We start from the raw sequence: 19,906 nt of genomic DNA, 5'->3' as shown, positions 1-19,906 counted from the left end.
GATGCCTCCCGCCGGCTCGCCGAACCCGGCACGCCCAAAAAGTTCCCCTCTTCCGCTTGACGCTCCTCAGTCCGCTCCATGCCGGCTGGCGGATACTTAGCCAACTGGAGGAGGACGCCGTGGCGCATCATCAACAATTCCTGGACAGCTTGCACGCCAGCGGGCAATGCCCGCGCGCCGAGCCTTGGCGCGGCAACTTCAGCCAGTTCATCGAGCAGGTACTGGCTGCCGAGCCCGGCGCACCCGCCCTGCTGGCGCGCAATTCCCACCAGTACATCTGGGACATGCTGCGCTGGAGCGGCGCCGGCCACAACGCTGGCGACAAGGGTTGCGCACAGCCCGGAAGCACGCTGTTTTCCGGCGAACTGTTTGGACTGGACGAGGCGCTGGGCCGCGTTGCCGCCTATTTCCAGGCTGCCGCGGCCGGCTCCGAAGTCGGCCGCCGCCTGCTGTTGCTGCTCGGCCCGCCGTCCGGCGGCAAATCCACCCTGGTGATCCTGCTCAAGCGCGGCCTGGAGGAGTACAGCCGCACCGACGACGGTGCGCTGTACGCCATCGCCGGCTGTCCGGTGCACGAGTCGCCGCTGCACTTGCTGCCGCACAGCCTGCGCGGCGCGTTCCGCGACACCTATGGCGTGACGGCCGAGGGCGAGCTTTGTCCGCACTGCCGCGCGCGGCTGGAACGCCAGCATGGCGGCGACTTTCTGCACATGCCGGTGGAACGGCTGTTGCTGTTGGAGGCGGACCGCTGCGGCGTGGGCACTTACGCGCCGCACGACCCCGCCACCGCCGACATGGCGGACCTGGTCGGTTCGGTCGACCTGTCCAAGGTTGCCGAAGTCGGCGACGAGGGCGATCCGCGTGCGTGGTCCTGGTCCGGCGCCGTCTACGCGGCCAGCCGCGGCCTGCTGGAGATGATAGAAATCCTCAAAGCCAAGCGCGAATTCCTGCACCTGCTGCTGACGCTGACGCAGGAAAGGAATGTCAAGGTTGCGCGCTTCCCACTGATCTACCTGGACGAGACCATCGTGGCGCACACCAACCTGGCCGAATTCCGCCGCTTCGTGCAGGAGAGCGAAAACGAGGCGCTGCTGGACCGCATGGTGATCGTGCAAGTGCCTTACACGCTGAACTACCGCGAGGAGGCGCGCATCTACGCCAAGCTGATCAAGTCCGCCGCGCCGGCCTTCCGCGACGCGCACCTGGACCCGCACGCGCTGCATGCGGCCGCCGTGTTCGCCGTGCTGAGCCGTCTTGCCGACAGCGAAGGCAAGGAAGACGAACTGGTGCGCAAGGTGCGGCTGCACGCCGGCGAAGACGTGGACGGCATGCACCGCAGCGCTGCGGCCCGCACCCGGGAAGGCGCGCTGGACGAGGGCCTGTCCGGGGTCTCCCCGCGTTTCGTCGTCAACGCGCTGTCGCACGCCATAGTCCAATCCGGTAACCGCAGCCTGGGCGCCATGGAAGTACTGCTGGCACTGAAAGACGCGATCGACAGCGACGCCCGCATCGACGCGCGCAGGAAGCGCTGCTGGCTCGAGCATGTGGTGCTGGCGCGCAAGGAGTTCTACAACGCCTGGGTCAAGGAGGACGTGCACCGCGCACTCTTCGTCTGCTTCGAGCGCGAGGCGCAAGACCTGCTGGAGAAGTATCTGGACGAAGTGGAGGCGATGCTGGACAACCGCCAGGTCACCGACCCCATCAGCAACGATGAACGGCGGCCGGACGAACGCTTTCTGCGCGCGGTGGAGGAAAAGATTCACGTCAGCGAGGCCGGCAAGCAATCGTTCCGGCAGGAAGTGGTACGCAAGGCCATGGGTGCCTACAAGCGCGGCGAGCAGTTCAGCCTGGGCAACCACGCGGCGCTGCGGGAAGCCATCCAGCAATACCTGTTCGATCAGCGGCGCGACGTGCTGCGGCTGGTCAGCTCGGACCGCCGCCCGGACGATGGCACGCGGGCGCGGGTGGCGGCGGTGGAACAGCGCCTGGTGGACGAGTACGGCTACGACGGCCACAGCGCGCGCGAAGCGCTGTGTTACGTCACCACCTTGCTGGCGCAGGAATGAGCGCGCCGCATGCCAGATGGTATGAACTGTTCGCACGCGGCGAGCGCGACTGGCTGCGCCACAACCGGAAGGTGCGCGAAGCGGTGCGTGCTTATGTGCCGCAGTTGCTGGCAAGCCCGGACCTCATGTCCGGCCATCCCGACCGTCCGGTGCGGGTGCCGCTGCACTTGCTGGAGCACGCCCGCTTCCGCCTTGCCAGCCTGTCCGACGGCGAGCGCGGCGCGGGCCAGGGCACCGGCCGCCCAGGCGACATGCTGCGCCCCGGCCGCGATCCTGGCGGCCCGGATGGTGGCAGCCCGGCAGGCGCCGCCGGCCCCGCACCGCTTGGCGGCAGCAGCGGTACGGACGGCGCGCCGGGCACGGACGCCGGCGACGGGGCATTGAGCGGCGCTGGCGGGCATGCCGGTCCCGGCTACAGCCTGCGGGTGCAACTTGAGTTCGCCGCCAGCGATATCATGGATTGGCTGTGGGAGGAACTGGAACTGCCTCTGCTGGTGCCCGGCCCCGGCCAGGGGACGGACCCGGCTGATGCGCGCAATGGCTGGAGCAAGCAAGGCGCGCCGTCACAGCTGGACCGGCGCCGCACCGTCATGCAGGCCGTCAAGCGCCGTGCCGCCTACCGCCCGCCGGGACTGGCGGGACGGGGAGCAGGAGCCGAGGCCAGGCCCGGCCAGGCGCCCTGCGCCGGGCCGGCCGCCTTGCCAGCGCCGGACAACGGCCCGCCGCCTTTTGTCAACGACGATTTGCGCTTCCGGCAGGCGCTGCCCAAGCCACACGCGGCCGGCAAAGCCGTGGTGCTGTTTGCCATGGACGTCTCGGCCAGCATGACGTTGGCCGAGCGCAAACTGGCCAAGACCTTCTTCCATTTCACGCTGCACGGCCTGCGCCGCCGCTACCGCGACGTGGCGGTGCGCTTCCTGGCCCATACCACGCGTGCCTGGGAATTTCCGGAACGGGACTTCTTCCAGATCGCGGGCGAAGGCGGCACCCAGGCGTCCAGTGTATTCGCGCTGGCGCACGCTATTGCGCGTGGCGACTACGGCGGCGGCCGCTACAACACCTACCTGTTCTACGCGTCGGACGGCGAGAACTCCAGCGAAGACCGCGTTGCCGCCAGCCTGGCGCTGGCGGCGCTGTCGCCCATGTTGAACTACATGGGCTATGTGGAAACCGCAGCCGGTCCGACGCGGCAGGACAACACAGCCAGCGAGCTGCATCGCCTGTTCGCCGCCCGCAAGCAGGCGGGCGACCCGGTCGCAAGCTGCGTGCTGCGGGAGCCGGACGATGCCTGGACCGCGATCCGCTGCTTTTTCCGCCATGGCGAAGCGGCGGCATGAACGCCTGCGCAGCCGCCTTCGAGACGCTCGCAGCCGAACAGGGCCTGCAATGCGGCCCCGTGATATTCGAACGCGTGCCGCAGAGCTTCATGACGGAAATGGCGATCTACGGGCTGCCGGTGCGCATGCGCCACTGGTCCTACGGCCTGCGCTACCTGCGCCAGATGACCATGCAGCACATGGGCCAGTCGCGCATCTACGAAGTCATGTTTCCGGGAAGGCCATGCCGCGCCTACTTAATGGACAGCAACACCGAGGCGGAGAACGCCCTGGTCACGGCCCACGTACTGGGCCATGCCGACTTCGTGCACCGCAACGCCTTGTTCGCCGGCTTCATGCAGCAGGCAGGCGGCGGCATCGTCGAGCAAAGTGCGGCCCGCGCCAGGCGCATCGAGCGCGCGGCCAGGCTGCACGGGCAGCCGGCGGTGGACGCGGTGCTGGATGCCGCGCTGGCGCTGGAAGCGCACGTCGATCCCCATCCTCCGGATGACCTCCTCGGCATCCCAGCCACGGCCCCGGGCGCAGTCCGGGCGGCGCTGCCCGAACCAGACCTGCTGCGCTTCATGGCCCGCCACGCCCCATCGCTGCAGGACTGGGAGCGCGACATCCTGCTCGCCGTGCGCGAGGAAGCGCTGTACTTCTACCCGGTCTACGCCTGCCAGATCATGAACGAAGGCTGGGCCTCCTACTGGCACGCGCGCCTGCTGCGCGACGCGGCATTCCTGCCGACGCAGCTGTACCTGGACGCTATCCGCGCCCATTCCGACATCGTCCGTGCCTGCGGCGACGGCCGCTCCGCCCTGCAGCTAAATCCCTACCACCTCGGTTACGCGCTGTGGGAGCACATCATCGACCGTCACGGCCTGGCCGAGGCGCGCCGCATCTGCCGCGACGAGGACGACTTCGGCTTCATCCGTAACTACCTCGACCGCGACATCGCCGAGCGCCTGCAGCTATTCGTCTACGAGCAGGACAAGGACGGCGCCGCCTGGCTGGCGACCCGCGACTTGCACGCATTGCACGAAGCGATTCTCGCGCCGCGCTACCACTACGGCGTACCCAGCATCGCAGTACAGTCGGTCGGCGCAGCCGGCCGGCTGACGCTGGAGCACGACCATGTGCGGGACGGACGCGGGCTGGCACTGCCGCAGGCCCAGCGTGTGCTGGCTTACCTCACGCGCATCTGGCGCCAGCCGGTGGAGGTGCTGACGATAGACGCGCGCGGCGCCAAAGTTTGCCTGCGGGCGAGTCCCGACCAGGCCTGAACTGGTTCATTGAGGCCGATCAACAAGCCCTGGCCGGCAAGCGCCTACGCTGGAGCCCTACGCCCGTCCCCGGAGAAATCATGGTCAACTCATCCCTGCCCCACGCCGGCCGCGCGCCTGTGCTGCGCCGTTGCCTGCGCGCCAGCCTGGCCGCCGCCCTGCTCGCCATCTGCCTGCCCGCCTGCAAAGACAAGCCCGACACGCCCCGTCTGCTCGCCGAAGCGCAGGCCTACCAAAAGAAGGGCGACAGCAAGGCTGCCATCATCCAGCTCAAGAACGTGCTGCAAGCCAATCCCGAACACCCCACCGCCCGCGCGCTGCTGGGCGATTTCTACCTGGAGGGCGGCGACGTGCCGTCGGCCGAGAAGGAGTACCGGCGCGCGCGCCAGGCCGGCATGGCCGATCCGGAAATCCTGCCACGCCTGGCGCGCGTCCTGCTGTTGCAGCAGCAGTTCCAGGCTGTCCTGACCACGCTGCCGGACGCGCCGCCGTCGGCCGACCTGATGGCCTGGCGCGCCTATGCCCTGCTGGGCTTGAACCGCCGCGCCGACGCCGCCCAGCTGCTGGACGCGGCGCTGGCGGCACAGCAGGACAACACCCTCGCGCTGCTGGGCCAGGCCCGCATGGCGCTGATGGACGACGATACCGCGCGCGCCGGCGTCCTGGCCGGGCAGGCCCTCGCCAGCCATCCGCAAGATGTGGACGCGCTGCGTTTTCGCGCCGACTTGCTGCGCGTGCAGGGCAAACCGGCCGAGGCCCGCGCCAGCTACGAGCACATCCTCAAGCTGCGGCCGGCCGACCTGCAAACCCGCATCGATATCGCCAGCCTGCTGATCCAGGATGGCAAGTACGCCGACGCCAAGGCCCAGCTGGCGCGCGCCCGCGCGCTGACGCCGGCCAGCCTGCCGCTGGTGTTTACCCAAGCCCTGCTCGATTTCCGCGAGCAGCGCAACGCCGCCGCGCTGGAACAGTTGCAGCTGGTGCTGCGCGCGGCGCCGGACTACATGCCCGCCGTGCTGCTGGCGGGGGCGGTGCAGTACGAATTGAATAACAACACCCAGGCCGAACAGCACCTGCGCCACTTCCTCGACAACGTGTCCGGGCACCTGTACGGCAGCAAGCTGCTGGCCGCGACGCTGCTGCGCAACGGCAAACCCGCCGAAGCGATCGCCTTGCTGGGGCCGCTGATCGAGAAGTATCCGCAGGACGCGGAACTGCTGGCCGCCGCCGGCGACGCCCACATGCGCCTGCAGCAGTTCGGCAACGCCGCCGGCTACTTCCAGAAGGCGGTGGAACTGGCGCCTGGCGCGCCATCGCTGCACACGGCGCTGGGGGCGAGCCGGCTGGGCATGGGCGACAGCCAGCGCGCGATTTCCGAACTGGAGCGCGCCAGCGGCCTGGATAGCAAAACCCCGCGCCCGGGCATCATGCTGGTGGTGCTACACATGCGCAACAGGGACTTCCCCAAGGCGATGGCCGCCGTGGCCGCGCTGGAGAAGCAGGACAACAACCCTGCCGTGCAGAACCTGAAAGGCGGCGTGCTGCTGGCCAGCCAAGACTTCGCCGGCGCGCGGCAGGCCTTTCAGGGGGCGCTGTCGCTCGATCCGGCCTATCTGCCCGCGCTTGACAACCTGGCCCAGCTGGACGTGCTGGACCACCAGCCGGAACGGGCGCGCCAGCGCTACGAGGCGGTGCTGGCCAAGGACAAGAAGAACGTCGCCGTCATGACCGCGCTGGCGCGGCTGGCCACCGGCCAGGGCAAGACCGGCGAGGCGATCGGCTGGCTGGAACGCGCGCAACGCGAACACCCGGACGCGCTGCCGCCCGCCATGCTGCTGGCCAACTACTACTTGCGCGCCGGCGAAACCCTGAAGGCACTGACGCTGGCGCAGAAGCTCCAGGGCAGCAACCCCGCCAGCGCCGACGTGCTTGCCTTGCTGGCGCAGGCCCAGACCGCCGCAGCCAGCCATGAAGCCGCACTCGACAGCTATAAGAAACTGGCTGTGCTGCAGCCGGATTCGGCCATGGTGCAGATGCAGATTGCCGGCGCCAATATGGCGCTGCGCCAGTTGCCCGAGGCGCTGACCGCGTCGCGCAAGGCGCTGGCGCTGCAGCCGGACAATGGACTGGCGCAGCTGACGACGGTGCGCCTGCTGGTGGAACAGGCGGCCTGGACGGAAGCCTTCGGCATCGCCCAGCAAGCCCAGAAGCGCAGTCCGAAACTGCCGCAGGGCTACAAGCTGGAAGGCGATATCCTGATGGCGCAAGGCCGGGCTGCGCCCGCGCTCAAACTCTATGAGCAGGCATATACGCTGCAGCCCAGCGGCCCCACGGTGATCGCCGTCCACCGCGCGCTCGAGGCGCTGGGACGCAGGCAGGATGCCACCGCGCGCATGCTGCAGTGGCTGAAGGAACATCCGCGCGACGCGGCGGCGCGCATTTACCTGGCCAGCGCGCTGATGAACGCGCAGGATTACGCGGGCGCGGCGGCGCAGTACGAAAAGATCGTCGAGGCCGACGCCGGCAACGTGATGGCGCTAAACGACCTGGCATGGTCGCTGCAGCAACTGAAGGACAAGCGCGCACTCGCCTTCGCCGAACGCGCGCACAAGCTGGCGGCCGCCAACCCCGCCGTCAGCGATACACTGGGCTGGGTGCTGCTGGAGCAAGGCCAGCCGGAACGTGCCCTGCCACTGCTCAAGCTGGCCAGCGATGCGGCGCCGCACGCCACCGAGATCCGCTTCCACTATGCCACCGCGCTGATGAAAAGCGGCGACAAGCCGGCCGCGCGGCGCCAGTTCGAGCGCCTGCTGGCGGACAAATCCTTCGCGCGGCACAGCGAGGTGCGGGCCTTGCTGCCGCTGCTGTAGGCGCAACGGCAGGCGAACCGCGGTCCGAACGCAGGCGAACCGGACAGCGCCGGCCGCGATGCCTTCCGGCCGCAGCTGCGTCGCTTTTGCTTACACGCACGCGCCGCAGTTACAGGAAAGCATGCGCGGACCCATGTAGCACGGGCGCCCTGCAGCGCGGCGCACCGTTGGCGCGCATATTGCTAAGTAACTGCCAAGTAGTTACATGAGAGTCCATGAGCCACCAACCACAGGAGTTCATCATGCTTAGCTTGGCCGTTATACGCAACGCGCTGTGCTGTCTGTCCGCCGTCCTGGCGCCGCTGGCCGCGGCGGCGCCGCTCGCTCCCTTCGCACTGACCAAATCCGGCGCGGTGGAGATCAGGTACAGCGGCTACCAGGCCGCCAGTGCCGACCACCAGCCCGCCACGGCCGGCGTACTGCGGGAGTCAGGGTTCGCGGCCGGCTATCTGACGTCGATCACCGGACTGGACAACCCATCCGACAGCTTTTGGCATCAAAGCCAGAATAACCAGAGCATTTCCTTCATGATGTATGGCATGGGCGACGCCAGCAGCGCGCCCGCGACCGGCGGCCTCGGCAAGCGTACCTACAGCGTGGGCTGCACCAACGCCGCCTTCGGCTGCGACGGGCTGATCCACCTGGACTTCTACCTCGACCAGCAAATCGGCGGCACCAACCCCGGCTTCGGCTTGGGCGGCGTCAAGGCCAGCGACCGCCAGGGCTTCGGCAAGCTCCAGGGCATCACCGACGGCGAGCTGCTGATGAGCTGGGTATTCGCGCCTGGACTGGTCAACGGCCCGGTGGCCGGCATGAGCGACCCCGGCTTCAATCCCTACTCGACCACGCTGTTCCAGGAATTCGACGGCATGCCTATCCCGGCCTACGGCACCGGCGCCTATCTGGCCGACTGCGTGTCCGGCCCCGGCTGCCTGTACTTCCGCAGCGGCAGCAACGCAGGCGGCGCCGATTTCTTCGGCATCAACACCTTGACACGCACACTGGCCGGCTCCATCGTGGCGCAGAACGGCTGGAGCACCCGGATTGCCAATCCGGTCGTCGCGCAGGTCGCGCTGCCCGAGCCGGGCATGCTGGCGCTGATCGCCGTGGGCTTGCTGGGCCTGGCCATGCGCCGCCGGCGCGGCGGGCCATGCGCGCCCTAGCCTGGCCCCGGCTGGTAGCGCCCGGGCGCGATGATGCCTTGCGGATCCAGCGCAGCCTTGATGCGCGCTACGGTGCGCCAGTAGCTGTCGCCGCCGCCATCGAGGTCGGCCATCGACTGCAGGCCCACCCGGTACGGCACGTAGCCGGCCTGCATGACGGCGTCGAACAGCTGGCGGTAGCACTGCATCGCGCGGGCTGCCTCGTCCGCGTCGTCCTTGTCGTAGGCCACCGTCAGCACGCCACCCAGCGCGCGCTCGTTGATCATGCTGAAGGTGGCAAACAGGTCGAAGCCGTGCAGCTGGAAGATCGGTTCGGCCAGCGCATGCACACGCAGCAGTTCGTCGCCGCGCATGGGCAGCACCGGCGATACCCACAACAAGCCGCAATTGTCCAGCGCCGGGTTGGCGTTGGCGGGAAAGCCCGGCGGCAGGCCGCCGCGCCGCCGCCAGTAGGCGCCGGCAAGGAAGCGCCCGTTCGGCAGGCCCTTGTTCATGTCAAACAGCGAGCGGCCCAGCGCGACGCGGGCTTGCAGGCGCCGGCCTGCCGGCCAGCGCGCCAGCAGGCGCGCCAGCCACGCGCCCATGGCCAGCTTGCGTTCGTCAATGAACTGCGGCCGTGCGCTGGTGTGCCGCAGGGCGCGCTGCACGGCGCGCCGCGCGCAGGCCACCTGGCAGGTGCTGCCGTAGAGCGCGCCGGACACGGTCCAGGCGCCGACGCCGGCCTCTTGCCGCAACTGCTGGCGCAAGGCCGCCGGCAGCGGCGCGGCGCCGCCGGCGCGCTGGTGCGGATAGGTCATGCCGCCCGAGATCACGCGCAGGTCGTTGCCGATGTGCAGAATGCTGCGCAGGGTGCCATCCAGCCGCAACGGCCGCAGCGCGTCAATCACCGCTGCAATGTCTTCGTGCCGCTCGACGCTGCACAGAAAATGGTTGATGGCGTCGGTCTTCGGCATCAGCCACAGCCCGACGCAGGTGACGATGCCGAAATTCGACTGCGTAAACAGGCCGTCCAGCCACGGTCCCAGGCCATAGGGGAACACGCGGCCGTTGCGCGCGCCGGAAAAGTGGCCGAAGCCGGTGTGCAGCACTTCGCCGTCGGCCAGCACGATCTCCATGCCGCACACGTTCTGGAACCGGTTGCCATAGGGGCTGTGGCCAAAGCCGCGTTCGAGGATATTGCCCAGCAGGCTGGTGTCCGGTCCGGCGCCGGTGCTGTCCATCCACAGTGGCAAGTCTGCCGACAGCAGATACTGCGCCAGCTGCTGCTGCGTCACGCCCGGCTCGATCACCACGTAAGCCAGGCGCGCGTCGACTTCGCGGATGCGGTTCATGCCGCTCAGGTCGACGATCACCTGGCCCGGCGCGGGCGCGCACGCGTCGCCGTAGCCCCAGTTGCGGCCGGTGCTGATCGGGTACAGCGCGAGGCGCCGCGCGGCGGCGATGCGCACCAGGGCCTCCACCTCGCCGCGCGTGCGCGGGCGCAGCACGGCCGCCGGCAGCGTGCGCCATGAGGCCGTGCTGCTCGCATACGCCGCCAGTGTGGCGCCGTCGTCCAGCACCCGGGACGCGCCCAGCAGCGCGCGCCACTCCGCCAGCGCAGCCACCAGCGCTTGCTCCTGCCCTTCGGCAGCCGTGGCGGCCATGGCTAGTTCCTGCCCTGCACCAGGCGCGAAGTGATGCCGGGCTCGTCCCAGATGGGAAAGAAATAGGGATAGAAAGAGCGCTCGGCGGTCTGCTGCTCCATCAGGCCGCCGAACTTGCGGATCTGTTCACCCATATAGCCCAGGTCCAGCCGCAGCAGCACGGCGGGCGCACCCACCCTGCTGCAATCGCGCTGGCCGCCGAAGTCCTGGAAGCCCAGCATGCGCTTGTAGAACATCACGTGGCGCGGATTGACTTCGATGACATAGTCGCTGAAGCCGTGGATGTTGTGCGCATAGATATAGGAGATGTGGATCAGCGCGGCGAACACGCGCTTGGACACGCCCTTGTCGATCGCCAGCCGGGACGGCTCGCACAGTCGCCGCTGCCGGGTGCGCAGCAGGTCCAGCTTGTCGCGGAAATTCTCGTCGGCCGGCAGGCCCAGTTGCGGATCGTCCAGGCACAGCGACATGGTGCCCACGGTAACGCCGCCGGTTTCCGCATACAGCGTGATGCGGTTCAGCACGTGGTGCGCCGACGGATCGACGTCATAGCCGCGCCAGCCGTACATTTTTTTTAACAGCAGCGTGGCGGCTTCGCGCCGCCCGCGTGAGTTGGCCATGCGGATATGAAAGATTTGCTGGTCGATCGGATGATCGAGTGACGTGTCGGCCAGCCCTTCGCCAACCACCAGGTCGCTCAACCCGGTAGTCGCGTCAAAGGAAATGATGGTGTCGTCTTCTTGGTGCACGCTCGCGCTCCTTTGCTTGTCATTTTGGCGACCAGCTCCCGAATGGCGAGCTGGGCTCATCCAGTCAGACAAGCAGATCTGCAGAAAGTTCCCCTGCGCGCAGATTTTTTTGCAGAGGCCGCCAGGCGCACTGTCGCTTTCCTTGGCAAAGCCTGCCGCGCTCCGCGCAAGAAGATCGCAAGCAACTGATTTTTAAAGAGAATTTTTCCTGGCACGGATGCTGCTGTAAGAGCCCCAACGGCACACCACGGCCGTCAACCTCGAGTCTATTAAAAGGAGTAGCACGTTATGAACATCATCAAGAAAGGTCTCCTGTTCACAGTCATGGCAGCCAGCCTGAGCCTGACGGCAGCCGGCACGGCGCAGGCGGAAACGTTTGCCTCGTCCATATTGAACATCAGCAACTTCCGTCTGCTGCACGCCAGCGGCGCCGCCTTCAGCACGGCCGACTTCGCCACGCTGACCGGCACCAACGATGCCCACGCGACCGCCGGGCTGAACGGCGTATTCGCCAACGACGCCGATTCGCGCAGCATCCTCAATCCGGTGCCGCCCAACGTCGCGCAGCAGTGCCTGGGCGCCTGCCCGCCGGTGCCGCCCGACACCTACACGCCCATCGCCGGCCTGCCTCCCATCACCAACACCTACGGCCACGCCGACCAGCGCCTGACCGGCTCGTCCATCATCGTCAACGGCAATCCGGCCGGCGCCAATGCATCGACCCGCGCCGACGCCTCCACCGCCGTCAACGCCGTGGCCTCGGGCAATTCCGACGTCGGCACCTCGACCACCTTCTCCTTCGTACTGGGCGCGGCCGATACCATGACCATCGCCTTCGACGGCGATCCCTACACCCGCGCGCTGGTCACGCCCGGTTCCGGTCCGACCTCGAACGCCAATGCGCGCCTGTCCTGGTCGATCAACATCGTCAACATCACCACCGGCGTCAACGTGCTGTCCTATGCGCCCAACGAGCTCAACGGCCTGAGCAACGTCAGCGCCACCGACGGCGCGCCGAACGATCTGATCTATGCGCCGGGGTCGTCCTTCTTCACCGCCACCACGCCGCTGCTGGTGGTCGGCCAGACCTATCAGATCACGATCCAGCACAACTCGCTGGCCAACGCCTTGCAGCAGGAACTGCCGGAACCCGGCACGCTGGCGGTGCTGGCCGCAGGTCTGCTCAGCATGTCTTTGCTGAGCCGCCGGCGCCAGCGCTAGCCGCGCGCGCGAGCGCAACGCCGCAACTTGACGCGGCTCAAGCGGAACGCAGTTACAGCCTGAGCCGCGATAAGCCGCTCCTATAATCGGACAGCAGGAAGCAACCGCCGAACTTGAGGAGCCAGTATCATGGAAGAGTTCATCAACCAGCTGCTTACACACGTACGCGGCATCTGGAAATACCGCTGGCCCGCAGTCGGCGTGGCCTGGCTGGTGGCAGTCGGAGGCTGGATCAAGGTCGCCACGCTGCCCGACAACTACCAGACCTCCGCGCGCGTCTTCGTCGACACGCAGACCGTCCTGAAGCCGCTGCTGCAAGGAATGACCAGCGTGCCGAACGTGGAGCAGCAGGTCGCCATCATGAGCCGCACGCTGTTAAGCCGGCCCAATATCGAACGCGTGATCCGCATGGTGGACATGGACCTGAGCACCGCCACGGCGCGCGAGCACGAGCTGCAAATCGAGGACCTGCTCACCAGGATCAAGATCGCCAGCACCGGCAGCTACGACATCTACACCATCAGCTACAGCAACAGCAATCCGCGCCTGGTGCGCGACGTGGTGCAGTCGCTGCTGACCATCTTCGTCGAGGGCAGCTTCAAGGGCAAGAAGGGCGAGTCGCAGAAGGCCGTGCAGTTTATCGACGACCAGATCAAGGCCTACGAGGACAGGCTGGTGGCGGCCGAGAACACGGTCAAGGAGTTCAAGATGGCGCACAGCGCGCTGCTGCCGCGCCAGGGACTGGACTACGGCTCCCAGCTGCAGATGTCGTCGGACGCGCTCAGCGGCGCCCAGCTCGAGCTGATGGAAGCGGAACAGTCGCGCAACGCGATCCGCGCCCAGACCACCGGCGACGAGCCCATCCTCGGCGACCTCAGTCCCACCGAAATCGTCAACCCCGAGATCGACGAGCGCATCGCCTCGCTGAACAAGAACCTGGACGCGCTGCTGCTGCAGTACACCGAGCTGCATCCCGACATCGCCTCCACCCGCCGCCTGGTGGCGCAGCTGGAACAGCGCAAGGTCGAGGAGAACAAGAACAAATCGGCCGCCGCCGACCCGGGCAAGAACTTCAGCCCCATGCTGCAACAGCTGAAGGTGGCGCTGACCGAGGCCGACGCCAAGGTGGCCGCCGCCAAGGTGCGGGTGCAGGAACTGGCGGCGCGCCATGCGCGGCTGGAGGCGCAAAGCCAGGCGGTGCCGGAAACCGAGGCCCAGCTGGCCCAGTTGAACCGCGACTACCAGATCAACAAGGAAAATTACGAGAAACTGATCAGCCGGCGCGAAGTGGCCAAGCTGTCGGGCGACCTCAGTTCCACCACCGAAATGATGAGCTTCAAGATCATCGACCCGCCCACGGTGCCGATGCGTCCGATCGGCCCGAACCGCCCGCTGCTGTACAGCGGCGTGCTGCTGGCCGCACTGGCGGCGGGCATCGCCACGGCGCTGCTGATCACACAGATCCGCCCCACCTTCCTCAGCCCGGCCGAACTGCGCTCGTTCACCGGACTGAACGTGCTAGGCACCGTCACCATGAACTGGACCCCGGAGCAAAAGGTCAAGCGCCGCCACGGCCTGGCCGGCTTCGGCGCCGCCTTCGGCTGCCTGCTGATGTTCTACGGCGGCGTGCTGGCCAATGCCCTGCTGGTCTAGCGCGCGGCACCGGCCTCGTGCCGGCGTTCATCCCCGCCCTGATTCCATCCCCCATCTTCGCCGGAGGCATACATGACCGTACACGACAACCTGGACGCCGCCGTCGAGCGGCTGACAACCGACCGGCCCGCGCGCAGCCAGCGCAGCGTCACGCTGGACCTTGAGCGCATGACGCAGATGGGCATGGTCACCCACGAGGGCGGGCGCACGCCTGCGGCCGAGGACTTCCGCATCATCAAGCGCCCGCTGCTGCGCAACCTGCGCGGCGACAGCACGCCGCCGATCCGCAACGGCAACCTGATCGTCGTCACCAGCGCGCTGCCGGGCGAAGGCAAGACCTACTGCGCCATCAACCTGGCCATGAGCATCGCCATGGAGCGCGACATCACGGTGCTGCTGGTGGACGCCGACGTGGCGCGCCCGTCGGTGCTGAAGGTGCTCGGCCTGGGGACCGAGCCTGGCCTGATGGACATCCTGCTGAACGACGAACTGGAGCTGGCCGACGTGATCCTGAAAACCAATGTGCCCGCGCTGAGCATCCTGCCGGCCGGGCGCAGCAACCGCCACGCCACCGAACTGCTGGCCAGCCGCAGCATGAGCACGCTCCTCAGCGAAATCGCCAACCGCTACGCCGACCGCATCGTCATCTTCGACTCGCCGCCGCTGCTGATTACCACGGAAGCGAGCGTGCTGGCCTCGCAGATGGGCCAGGTGGTGATGGTGGTCGAAGCCGAAACCACCACCCAGAATGCGGTGCGGGAGGCGCTGCGCCTGCTCGACTCGTGCAAGCACATCAACCTGATCTACAACAAGATCAAGGCCTTTCCGGGCACCGAATACTATGGCTATTACGAATAGGCTGGCCGGGCGCCAGGGCGCGGCCGTCCATGCCCCCATGGTGCTGCACCTGGTCGAGCGCCTGCCGGCGGACGGCCGCGACGACAGCCTGTTCAAGCTGCTGCGGCAAATGCCGGCCGGACGCTACCGCCACGTGGTGCTGACGCTGCACGGCGATGCGGAATACGAGCTGCGGCACGACGGCGCCACCGTGCAGGTAATGAGCTTGAACCAGGCTGGCGGCCTGGGCTGGACGGCCTGCTTGCGCCTGTTCCGGCTGCTGCGCCGCCTGCAGCCGGACCTGATGCACACCCGCAGCCTGCGCGCCCAGCTGCTGGCGGCGCTGGCGGGCATCCGGATCCGCCTGCCCAACGCGCAGCCGGCCTCCAGCCTGCCGCCGCGCCACGTGCTGGGCAACTGGCTGGCCGATACCCTGGGTGCTTGCCAGATCCGCATCCATCCGGACCACGGCGCCATCGACAGCACCCAGTTCCACCCGCGCCTGGGACCGGCCGCCACCTCGATCGGACCGCCCGGCTTCCTGTGCGAGAACGCATTCGTCATCGGCGCAGTGGGACCGATGGACAGCGCGCAGGACCACCTGTCGCTGGTGCAGGCTTTCCTGACCATGGTTACCGAGCAGGACCGAAACGACACCCCGCTGCGCCTGATCATCGCCGGCGACGGGCCCTGCCGCGACACATGCAAAGCCGTGCTGTGCGCGGCCGGCATGGCCCATCTGGCGTGGCTGCCCGGCAACCGGGACGACACGGCGCGCCTGATGCGTTCGATGGACGTGTTTGTGGCGCCGGCCCCGCATCCGCCGCCTTGCGGCAGTGGCAACCTGCGCATCCTGGAAGCCATGGCGAGCGGCTTGCCGGTGGTGGCGGTGATGGCCGGCGCCAATCCGCAACTGGTGCAAGCCAGCTGGACCGGCACCCTGGTGCCGCCCGGCACGCCCGACCTGCTAGCCGACGCCATCGGGGACTACTACCGCATTCCCGGCCTGGCGCGCCGCCACGGCCAGCGCGCGCGCCGCCTCGTACTCGCCCACCACAGCCTGGCTGCAGTGGCCGACCGCTACCTCGCGCTATACGACACCCTGCTGGCGCGCGAAGCCCGCTGAGCGCGCCACGCCGGGCACAGCAGGCTAGCGCGCCGCTTGCTGTGCGCCGCGCTTGAATGGCGGCTGCGACGCCGCCATCGCCTCCACGGCTGCCTGCCGGGCCAGCGCGGTTTCCACGCCATGCCGCGCGTGATAGCGTTCGCGCGCGGTGCGCATCAACGCCAGGTGCGCCGGTAAACTGGCCGGCGTCAGCTCGGCGCCGAAGCCGTCGGCCGCCGCCGGCGCAGCGCCGAGCAGGCGCGCCAGTATCATGCGCCCCACGTTCTCGCGGTAATGCGACGGCTCCCAGTAGTTCGCCATGTCGGCCTGCCCGCTGGCCTGCGGCACCGGCTCCGTCGTCACGCTGTTGTAGCCGGAAAAGTCGTGCAGCGTCACGTCACAGCCGCGCGCCCGGCGCTCGCTGGCCGCCTGCGCCAGCGCGTGCATCCAGGACGCCATCGTGTCCCCCTTGCCCGCCCAGTACAGCGCGTCCTGCATGGACGCATGCGTGGGGTTGATGTACAAGCGCACCCGGGTGCCCTTGTTGCACAGCGCATCGACGCGGCCCTGGAACACCGCCAGTGCCTCTGCCGACGGCCCCCCGCCGCGCACGAACTCGCGCAAGCGCGGCAGCACAGCGGCGGCGGTGCCGCCTTTTTGCGCAAAGCGGTGCTGCAAGCACAGCGCGTCGCGCTGGCCGAGCAAGGCCAGGCTGGAACGGCATACCGGCTCGTAGCTGCCGTTCAGCACCTGCAGCGTGTCGCCTGCCATCTCCAGGCTGACAGCGCGTTTCAGATTGAGCAGCAGGCGCCGGGCGAGATAGCCGTCGCCGCTGGCCAGCAGCGCCTCGTCCAGTTCGCTATTTCCCACCTCCAGCGAAAACGATGGCGCGTCCAGCCCCCACACCAGCGTGTCCAGTTTCGCCACCTGCGCCGCGTGGTGCGCCATCATGCCAGCCTCGTTTACGGTGGCGCCCGATAGCGCCGCGTTGAACACGGGGCGCCCGCCGAACAGCGAAGGATGCGCCGGCAACGCCACCTCGGTGCGCGAATTGCCCACATAAACCACGGCCGGCTGATAGCGCGCCAGCGCGTAGGTCTTGGCCCACGCGCCCAGCCGTTCACGCACCGGCCGCAGCGCCTGCACCGGCGGCGTGTCCCATTGATGCGTCAGATAGGGATCGACCGCGTAGTTGAGCGCGGCCACGGCGCCCACTACGCTGGCCGACACGCCGAGGAACAAGCTCAGATAGGCGCGCATGGTCAGAACTGGAAGTAGAGGAATTCGGACACGCGGTTCATATTGAACACGCAGCAGATGAACAGGGTCGCCAGCGCCACGCTCCAGCCGCGGCTGGGGCGCCAGGCCCGCCCTGGAACGGCGCGAAATATTCTTTCAATGCAGGGCCGGTGGTGACAGAATATTTCCTGTGTGTTGGGCGCGCCAAACGCCAGCACGGCGGCCGCCAGCAAAGCCGGCAAGCCTGGCCCGTCCAAGGATATCCACCGCAGGCCGCCGAACTCCGGCTGCAAGCCGAGTCCGGCCAGCGGCGCGGCCAGTCCCTGCAGGCTGCGCGGCAACGATACGCCATTGGCGCCCGCCAGCGCGCCGAGGATGTCGCCGGCCGTCGCCAGGTCGGGGGCGCGGAACAGCACCCACCCCACCATCACCGCCAGGAAAGTGAGCGGCGCGGCCCACCACCGCACGGCGGCTTCGGCAGCGGCCGTGCGTCCCGGCCCGGCATTGCCGCGCCAATGCCGCCAGCCCTGGTGCAGCACCAGGTAGCAGCCGTGCAGCGCGCCCCAGGCAACAAACGTCCAGCCGGCGCCATGCCACAGTCCTCCCAGCACCATGGTTGCCAGCAGGTTGACATAGCGGCGCACGCGTCCGGCACGGTTGCCGCCCAGCGCGATATACAAATAGTCGCGCAGGAACCGCGACAGCGTCATATGCCAGCGGCGCCAGAACGCGCTGATGTTGTGCGCCTTGTAGGGCGAGTTGAAATTGAGCGGCAGCCGCACGCCGAACAGCAGCGACAACCCGATGGCCATGTCCGAGTAGCCGGAAAAGTCGAAGTACAGCTGGAAGGTATATGCCAGCACCCCTATCCACGCCTCCACCAGCTGCGGATGCGCACCGGCCGCAAACACCGGCGCGGCCAGCGGCGCCAGCGTATCGGCCAACAGCACTTTCTTGGCCAGGCCCACCACGAAAATCGACAGGCCGACAGCGAAGTAGGCGCTATGCGGCCGGGCGTTGGCCGGATCGCCGAACTGCGGCATCATTTCCTTGTGGTGCAGCACCGGTCCCGCCACCAGGTGCGGGAAATAGCTGACGAACAGGACATAGTGGACGAAGCGGCCTACCCTTACTTCGCCCCGGTAGCAATCGACCAGGAAGGCAATCTGCGTGAAGGTAAAGAAGGAAATGCCGACCGGCAGCACGATATTCCAGCCGGCCCAGGCTGCGCCGTCCGGCATCAGTGCGCCGATGAAGAAATTGGCGTACTTGTAGTAAGCCAGCAGCAGCAGGTTGGCGGCCAGCGCGGCGGCCAGAATGCGCTTGCGCGCGGGCTCGGCAGCGCGCGCGATCAGCACGCCGGCGCCGTAGTTGCCGCAGATGGATGCCAGCAGCAGGGGCAGATAGCGCAGGTCCCAGTAGCCGTAGAAGAACAGCGACGCCGCCGCCAGCCAGGCCATGGCCCAGCGCGGGTCGATGCGGCCAAGCAGGAAGTAGCCCGACAGCACCAGCGGCAGGTAGAGGAAGAGGAAGCTGAACGAATTAAACAGCACGCCCGGCTCCCGGCGCAGCGCGGCCCTTCCCGTGCGCGCGGTCCAGGCCAGCAGCCGCTGCCCGGTCCCATCCCGCCATCGCAGCGCCGCCCGGTTTGCCGGCGACTAGGCGCGCTTCATCACCGGCCAGGGCCGGAACCGCGTCCCCGCCCAGCTTCGGCGCCGCCAGCTCGGCGTAGCAGCCGGCAATTTGCGCCGCCACCCGCTGCCAGGTGTAGTGCGCCACCAGCGCCTGCACCTGCGCGCGGTCCGGCCGCGCCGCCATCAGCTGGGCCACGGCGCCGCGCTGCGCCGCGCTGTCGTCCCACGCCACTTCCTTCAGCGCAAAGCCGCTGCCGGGCAGGCACAGCGCGTTTTCCTTGGTCAGCACCACGGGCGTGCCGGCCGCCAGCGACTCCAGCACCGACAGCGGCAGCACTTCGCCCTGGCTCGGCAGCGCCACCACGGACGCTGCCGCGTAAGCGCTGGCCAGCATGGGGTCGTCATGCGGCAGCTCCCCCAGCCAGCGCGCCCACGGCAGTGCCAGCACATTCTTCAGGTAAGGCTCGCACTCGCGCGCGGCGTGGCCGATCAGCACAACCGGCAGCGCGCAGCCGGCCAGCGCTTGCACCAGCCCCAGCTGGTTCTTATACGGCGAGATGCCGCCCACCATCAGCACGAACGGCCCGTCGATGCCGGTGCGGCGGCGGAACAAGCCGGGATCGGCGGAGAAGAACTGCGGTGCTATGCCGTTGGGGAATACGCGGATCTTGGCGGCAGCGATCTGGAAGCCGTCCATGATGGCCGTGCGTTCCGCCTCGCCCAGCGCAATCACCAGCTGCGCCAGCTGCAGCGCGCTCTTCATCTGCGCGTAGCTGGTTTGCACGTTCCAGGCCGTCAGGCGCCCGGCAAGCCGGTCCGCCATCCGCGCGCGCAAGCCGCTGGCACGGTTCCAGCCGGGCGACACCAGCGGCGAGAGCACCACCGGCACCGCCATCTCGCGCGCCGCTTCGACCACGCGGTGGTTGCCGTTGATGGCGGCAAACACGTGTATGACATCGTATTCGTCCAGCCGATTGCGGTTGGGGTCGGCCAGCTCGACATGCAGGCCACGGCCATCGACTTGGCCCAGCTGGTTCAGCGCGGCGATGGTCTCGCGCACTTGCACCTGCAGTCCGCCTTCACGCTGGAACAGCATCGGATAAGACAATATGCCCACACGCATC

General features: G+C 68.0%; 14 protein-coding genes. 9 read left to right on the top strand and 5 right to left on the bottom strand.

The features are described from left to right. Nucleotides 1-119 precede the first annotated feature (119 nt). The 5 genes from AC6H42_RS01860 to AC6H42_RS01840 all read left to right on the top strand — a co-directional run bounded on the left by AC6H42_RS01860 (nucleotide 120) and on the right by AC6H42_RS01840 (nucleotide 8,701). Nucleotides 120-2,066, top strand: coding sequence for a serine protein kinase (locus AC6H42_RS01860; protein ID WP_497547293.1), 1,947 nt, complete (start codon nucleotides 120-122; stop codon nucleotides 2,064-2,066). Continuing rightward, nucleotides 2,063-3,403 carry a DUF444 family protein gene (locus AC6H42_RS01855; RefSeq protein ID WP_497547292.1) on the top strand — a complete coding sequence of 447 codons (1,341 nt, stop codon included), beginning with the start codon at nucleotides 2,063-2,065 and terminating at the stop codon, nucleotides 3,401-3,403. The genes AC6H42_RS01860 and AC6H42_RS01855 overlap by 4 nt, the downstream gene beginning before the upstream one ends. Next, nucleotides 3,400-4,668, top strand: coding sequence for a SpoVR family protein (locus AC6H42_RS01850; RefSeq protein ID WP_497547291.1), 1,269 nt, complete (start codon nucleotides 3,400-3,402; stop codon nucleotides 4,666-4,668). Before AC6H42_RS01855 ends, AC6H42_RS01850 begins: the two co-directional genes overlap by 4 nt. Nucleotides 4,669-4,748: 80 nt before the next feature. Then, complete coding sequence (prsT, locus tag AC6H42_RS01845; protein WP_497547290.1) at nucleotides 4,749-7,538, top strand: XrtA/PEP-CTERM system TPR-repeat protein PrsT; 2,790 nt, start codon at nucleotides 4,749-4,751, stop codon at nucleotides 7,536-7,538. A 215-nt stretch (nucleotides 7,539-7,753) separates the two neighbouring features. Continuing rightward, on the top strand, nucleotides 7,754-8,701 hold the full coding sequence (locus AC6H42_RS01840) for a PEP-CTERM sorting domain-containing protein (protein ID WP_497547289.1): 948 nt from the start codon (nucleotides 7,754-7,756) through the stop codon (nucleotides 8,699-8,701). Here AC6H42_RS01840 and AC6H42_RS01835 read toward each other — a convergent pair. Further along, nucleotides 8,698-10,344: an FAD-binding oxidoreductase gene (locus AC6H42_RS01835; RefSeq protein WP_497547288.1), complete on the bottom strand. Its 1,647-nt coding sequence runs from the start codon at nucleotides 10,342-10,344 to the stop codon at nucleotides 8,698-8,700. The genes AC6H42_RS01840 and AC6H42_RS01835 overlap by 4 nt on opposite strands. Nucleotides 10,345-10,346: 2 nt before the next feature. Next, nucleotides 10,347-11,093: an N-acyl amino acid synthase FeeM domain-containing protein gene (locus AC6H42_RS01830; RefSeq protein WP_497547287.1), complete on the bottom strand. Its 747-nt coding sequence runs from the start codon at nucleotides 11,091-11,093 to the stop codon at nucleotides 10,347-10,349. 288 nt (nucleotides 11,094-11,381) lie between these two features. Between AC6H42_RS01830 and AC6H42_RS01825 the strand changes: the two genes are divergently transcribed. The 4 genes from AC6H42_RS01825 to AC6H42_RS01810 all read left to right on the top strand — a co-directional run bounded on the left by AC6H42_RS01825 (nucleotide 11,382) and on the right by AC6H42_RS01810 (nucleotide 15,930). Next, nucleotides 11,382-12,314, top strand: coding sequence for an EDSAP-1 family PEP-CTERM protein (locus AC6H42_RS01825; RefSeq protein WP_497547286.1), 933 nt, complete (start codon nucleotides 11,382-11,384; stop codon nucleotides 12,312-12,314). Between the two features lie 129 nt (nucleotides 12,315-12,443). After that, the gene (locus AC6H42_RS01820) at nucleotides 12,444-13,967 is read left to right on the top strand and encodes an XrtA system polysaccharide chain length determinant (RefSeq protein ID WP_497547285.1); all 1,524 of its coding nucleotides are present in this window, start codon (nucleotides 12,444-12,446) and stop codon (nucleotides 13,965-13,967) included. Between the two features lie 72 nt (nucleotides 13,968-14,039). Further along, nucleotides 14,040-14,825, top strand: a complete 786-nt coding sequence (locus tag AC6H42_RS01815; RefSeq protein ID WP_497547284.1) for an XrtA-associated tyrosine autokinase — start codon at nucleotides 14,040-14,042, stop codon at nucleotides 14,823-14,825. After that, the gene (locus AC6H42_RS01810; protein WP_497547283.1) at nucleotides 14,809-15,930 is read left to right on the top strand and encodes a glycosyltransferase; all 1,122 of its coding nucleotides are present in this window, start codon (nucleotides 14,809-14,811) and stop codon (nucleotides 15,928-15,930) included. The genes AC6H42_RS01815 and AC6H42_RS01810 overlap by 17 nt, the downstream gene beginning before the upstream one ends. A 24-nt stretch (nucleotides 15,931-15,954) precedes the next feature. On the opposite strand, the gene AC6H42_RS01805 is transcribed toward AC6H42_RS01810, so the two are convergent. The 3 genes from AC6H42_RS01805 to AC6H42_RS01795 are packed head-to-tail and all read right to left on the bottom strand — an operon-like array spanning nucleotide 15,955 to nucleotide 19,905. Continuing rightward, a complete protein-coding gene (locus AC6H42_RS01805; protein WP_497547282.1) occupies nucleotides 15,955-17,169 on the bottom strand; it encodes a hypothetical protein in 1,215 nt (404 codons plus the stop codon). Between the two features lie 2 nt (nucleotides 17,170-17,171). Then, complete coding sequence (locus tag AC6H42_RS01800; RefSeq protein ID WP_497547281.1) at nucleotides 17,172-18,701, bottom strand: MBOAT family O-acyltransferase; 1,530 nt, start codon at nucleotides 18,699-18,701, stop codon at nucleotides 17,172-17,174. Next, nucleotides 18,691-19,905: a glycosyltransferase family 4 protein gene (locus AC6H42_RS01795; RefSeq protein ID WP_497547280.1), complete on the bottom strand. Its 1,215-nt coding sequence runs from the start codon at nucleotides 19,903-19,905 to the stop codon at nucleotides 18,691-18,693. Before AC6H42_RS01795 ends, AC6H42_RS01800 begins: the two co-directional genes overlap by 11 nt. Nucleotide 19,906: the final 1 nt, after the last annotated feature.

This window comes from Massilia sp. NBRC 108631, from assembly GCF_059704565.1.
The sequence above is the reverse complement of the archived record's forward strand: the minus strand, read 5'-3'. Positions and strand labels throughout refer to the sequence as shown.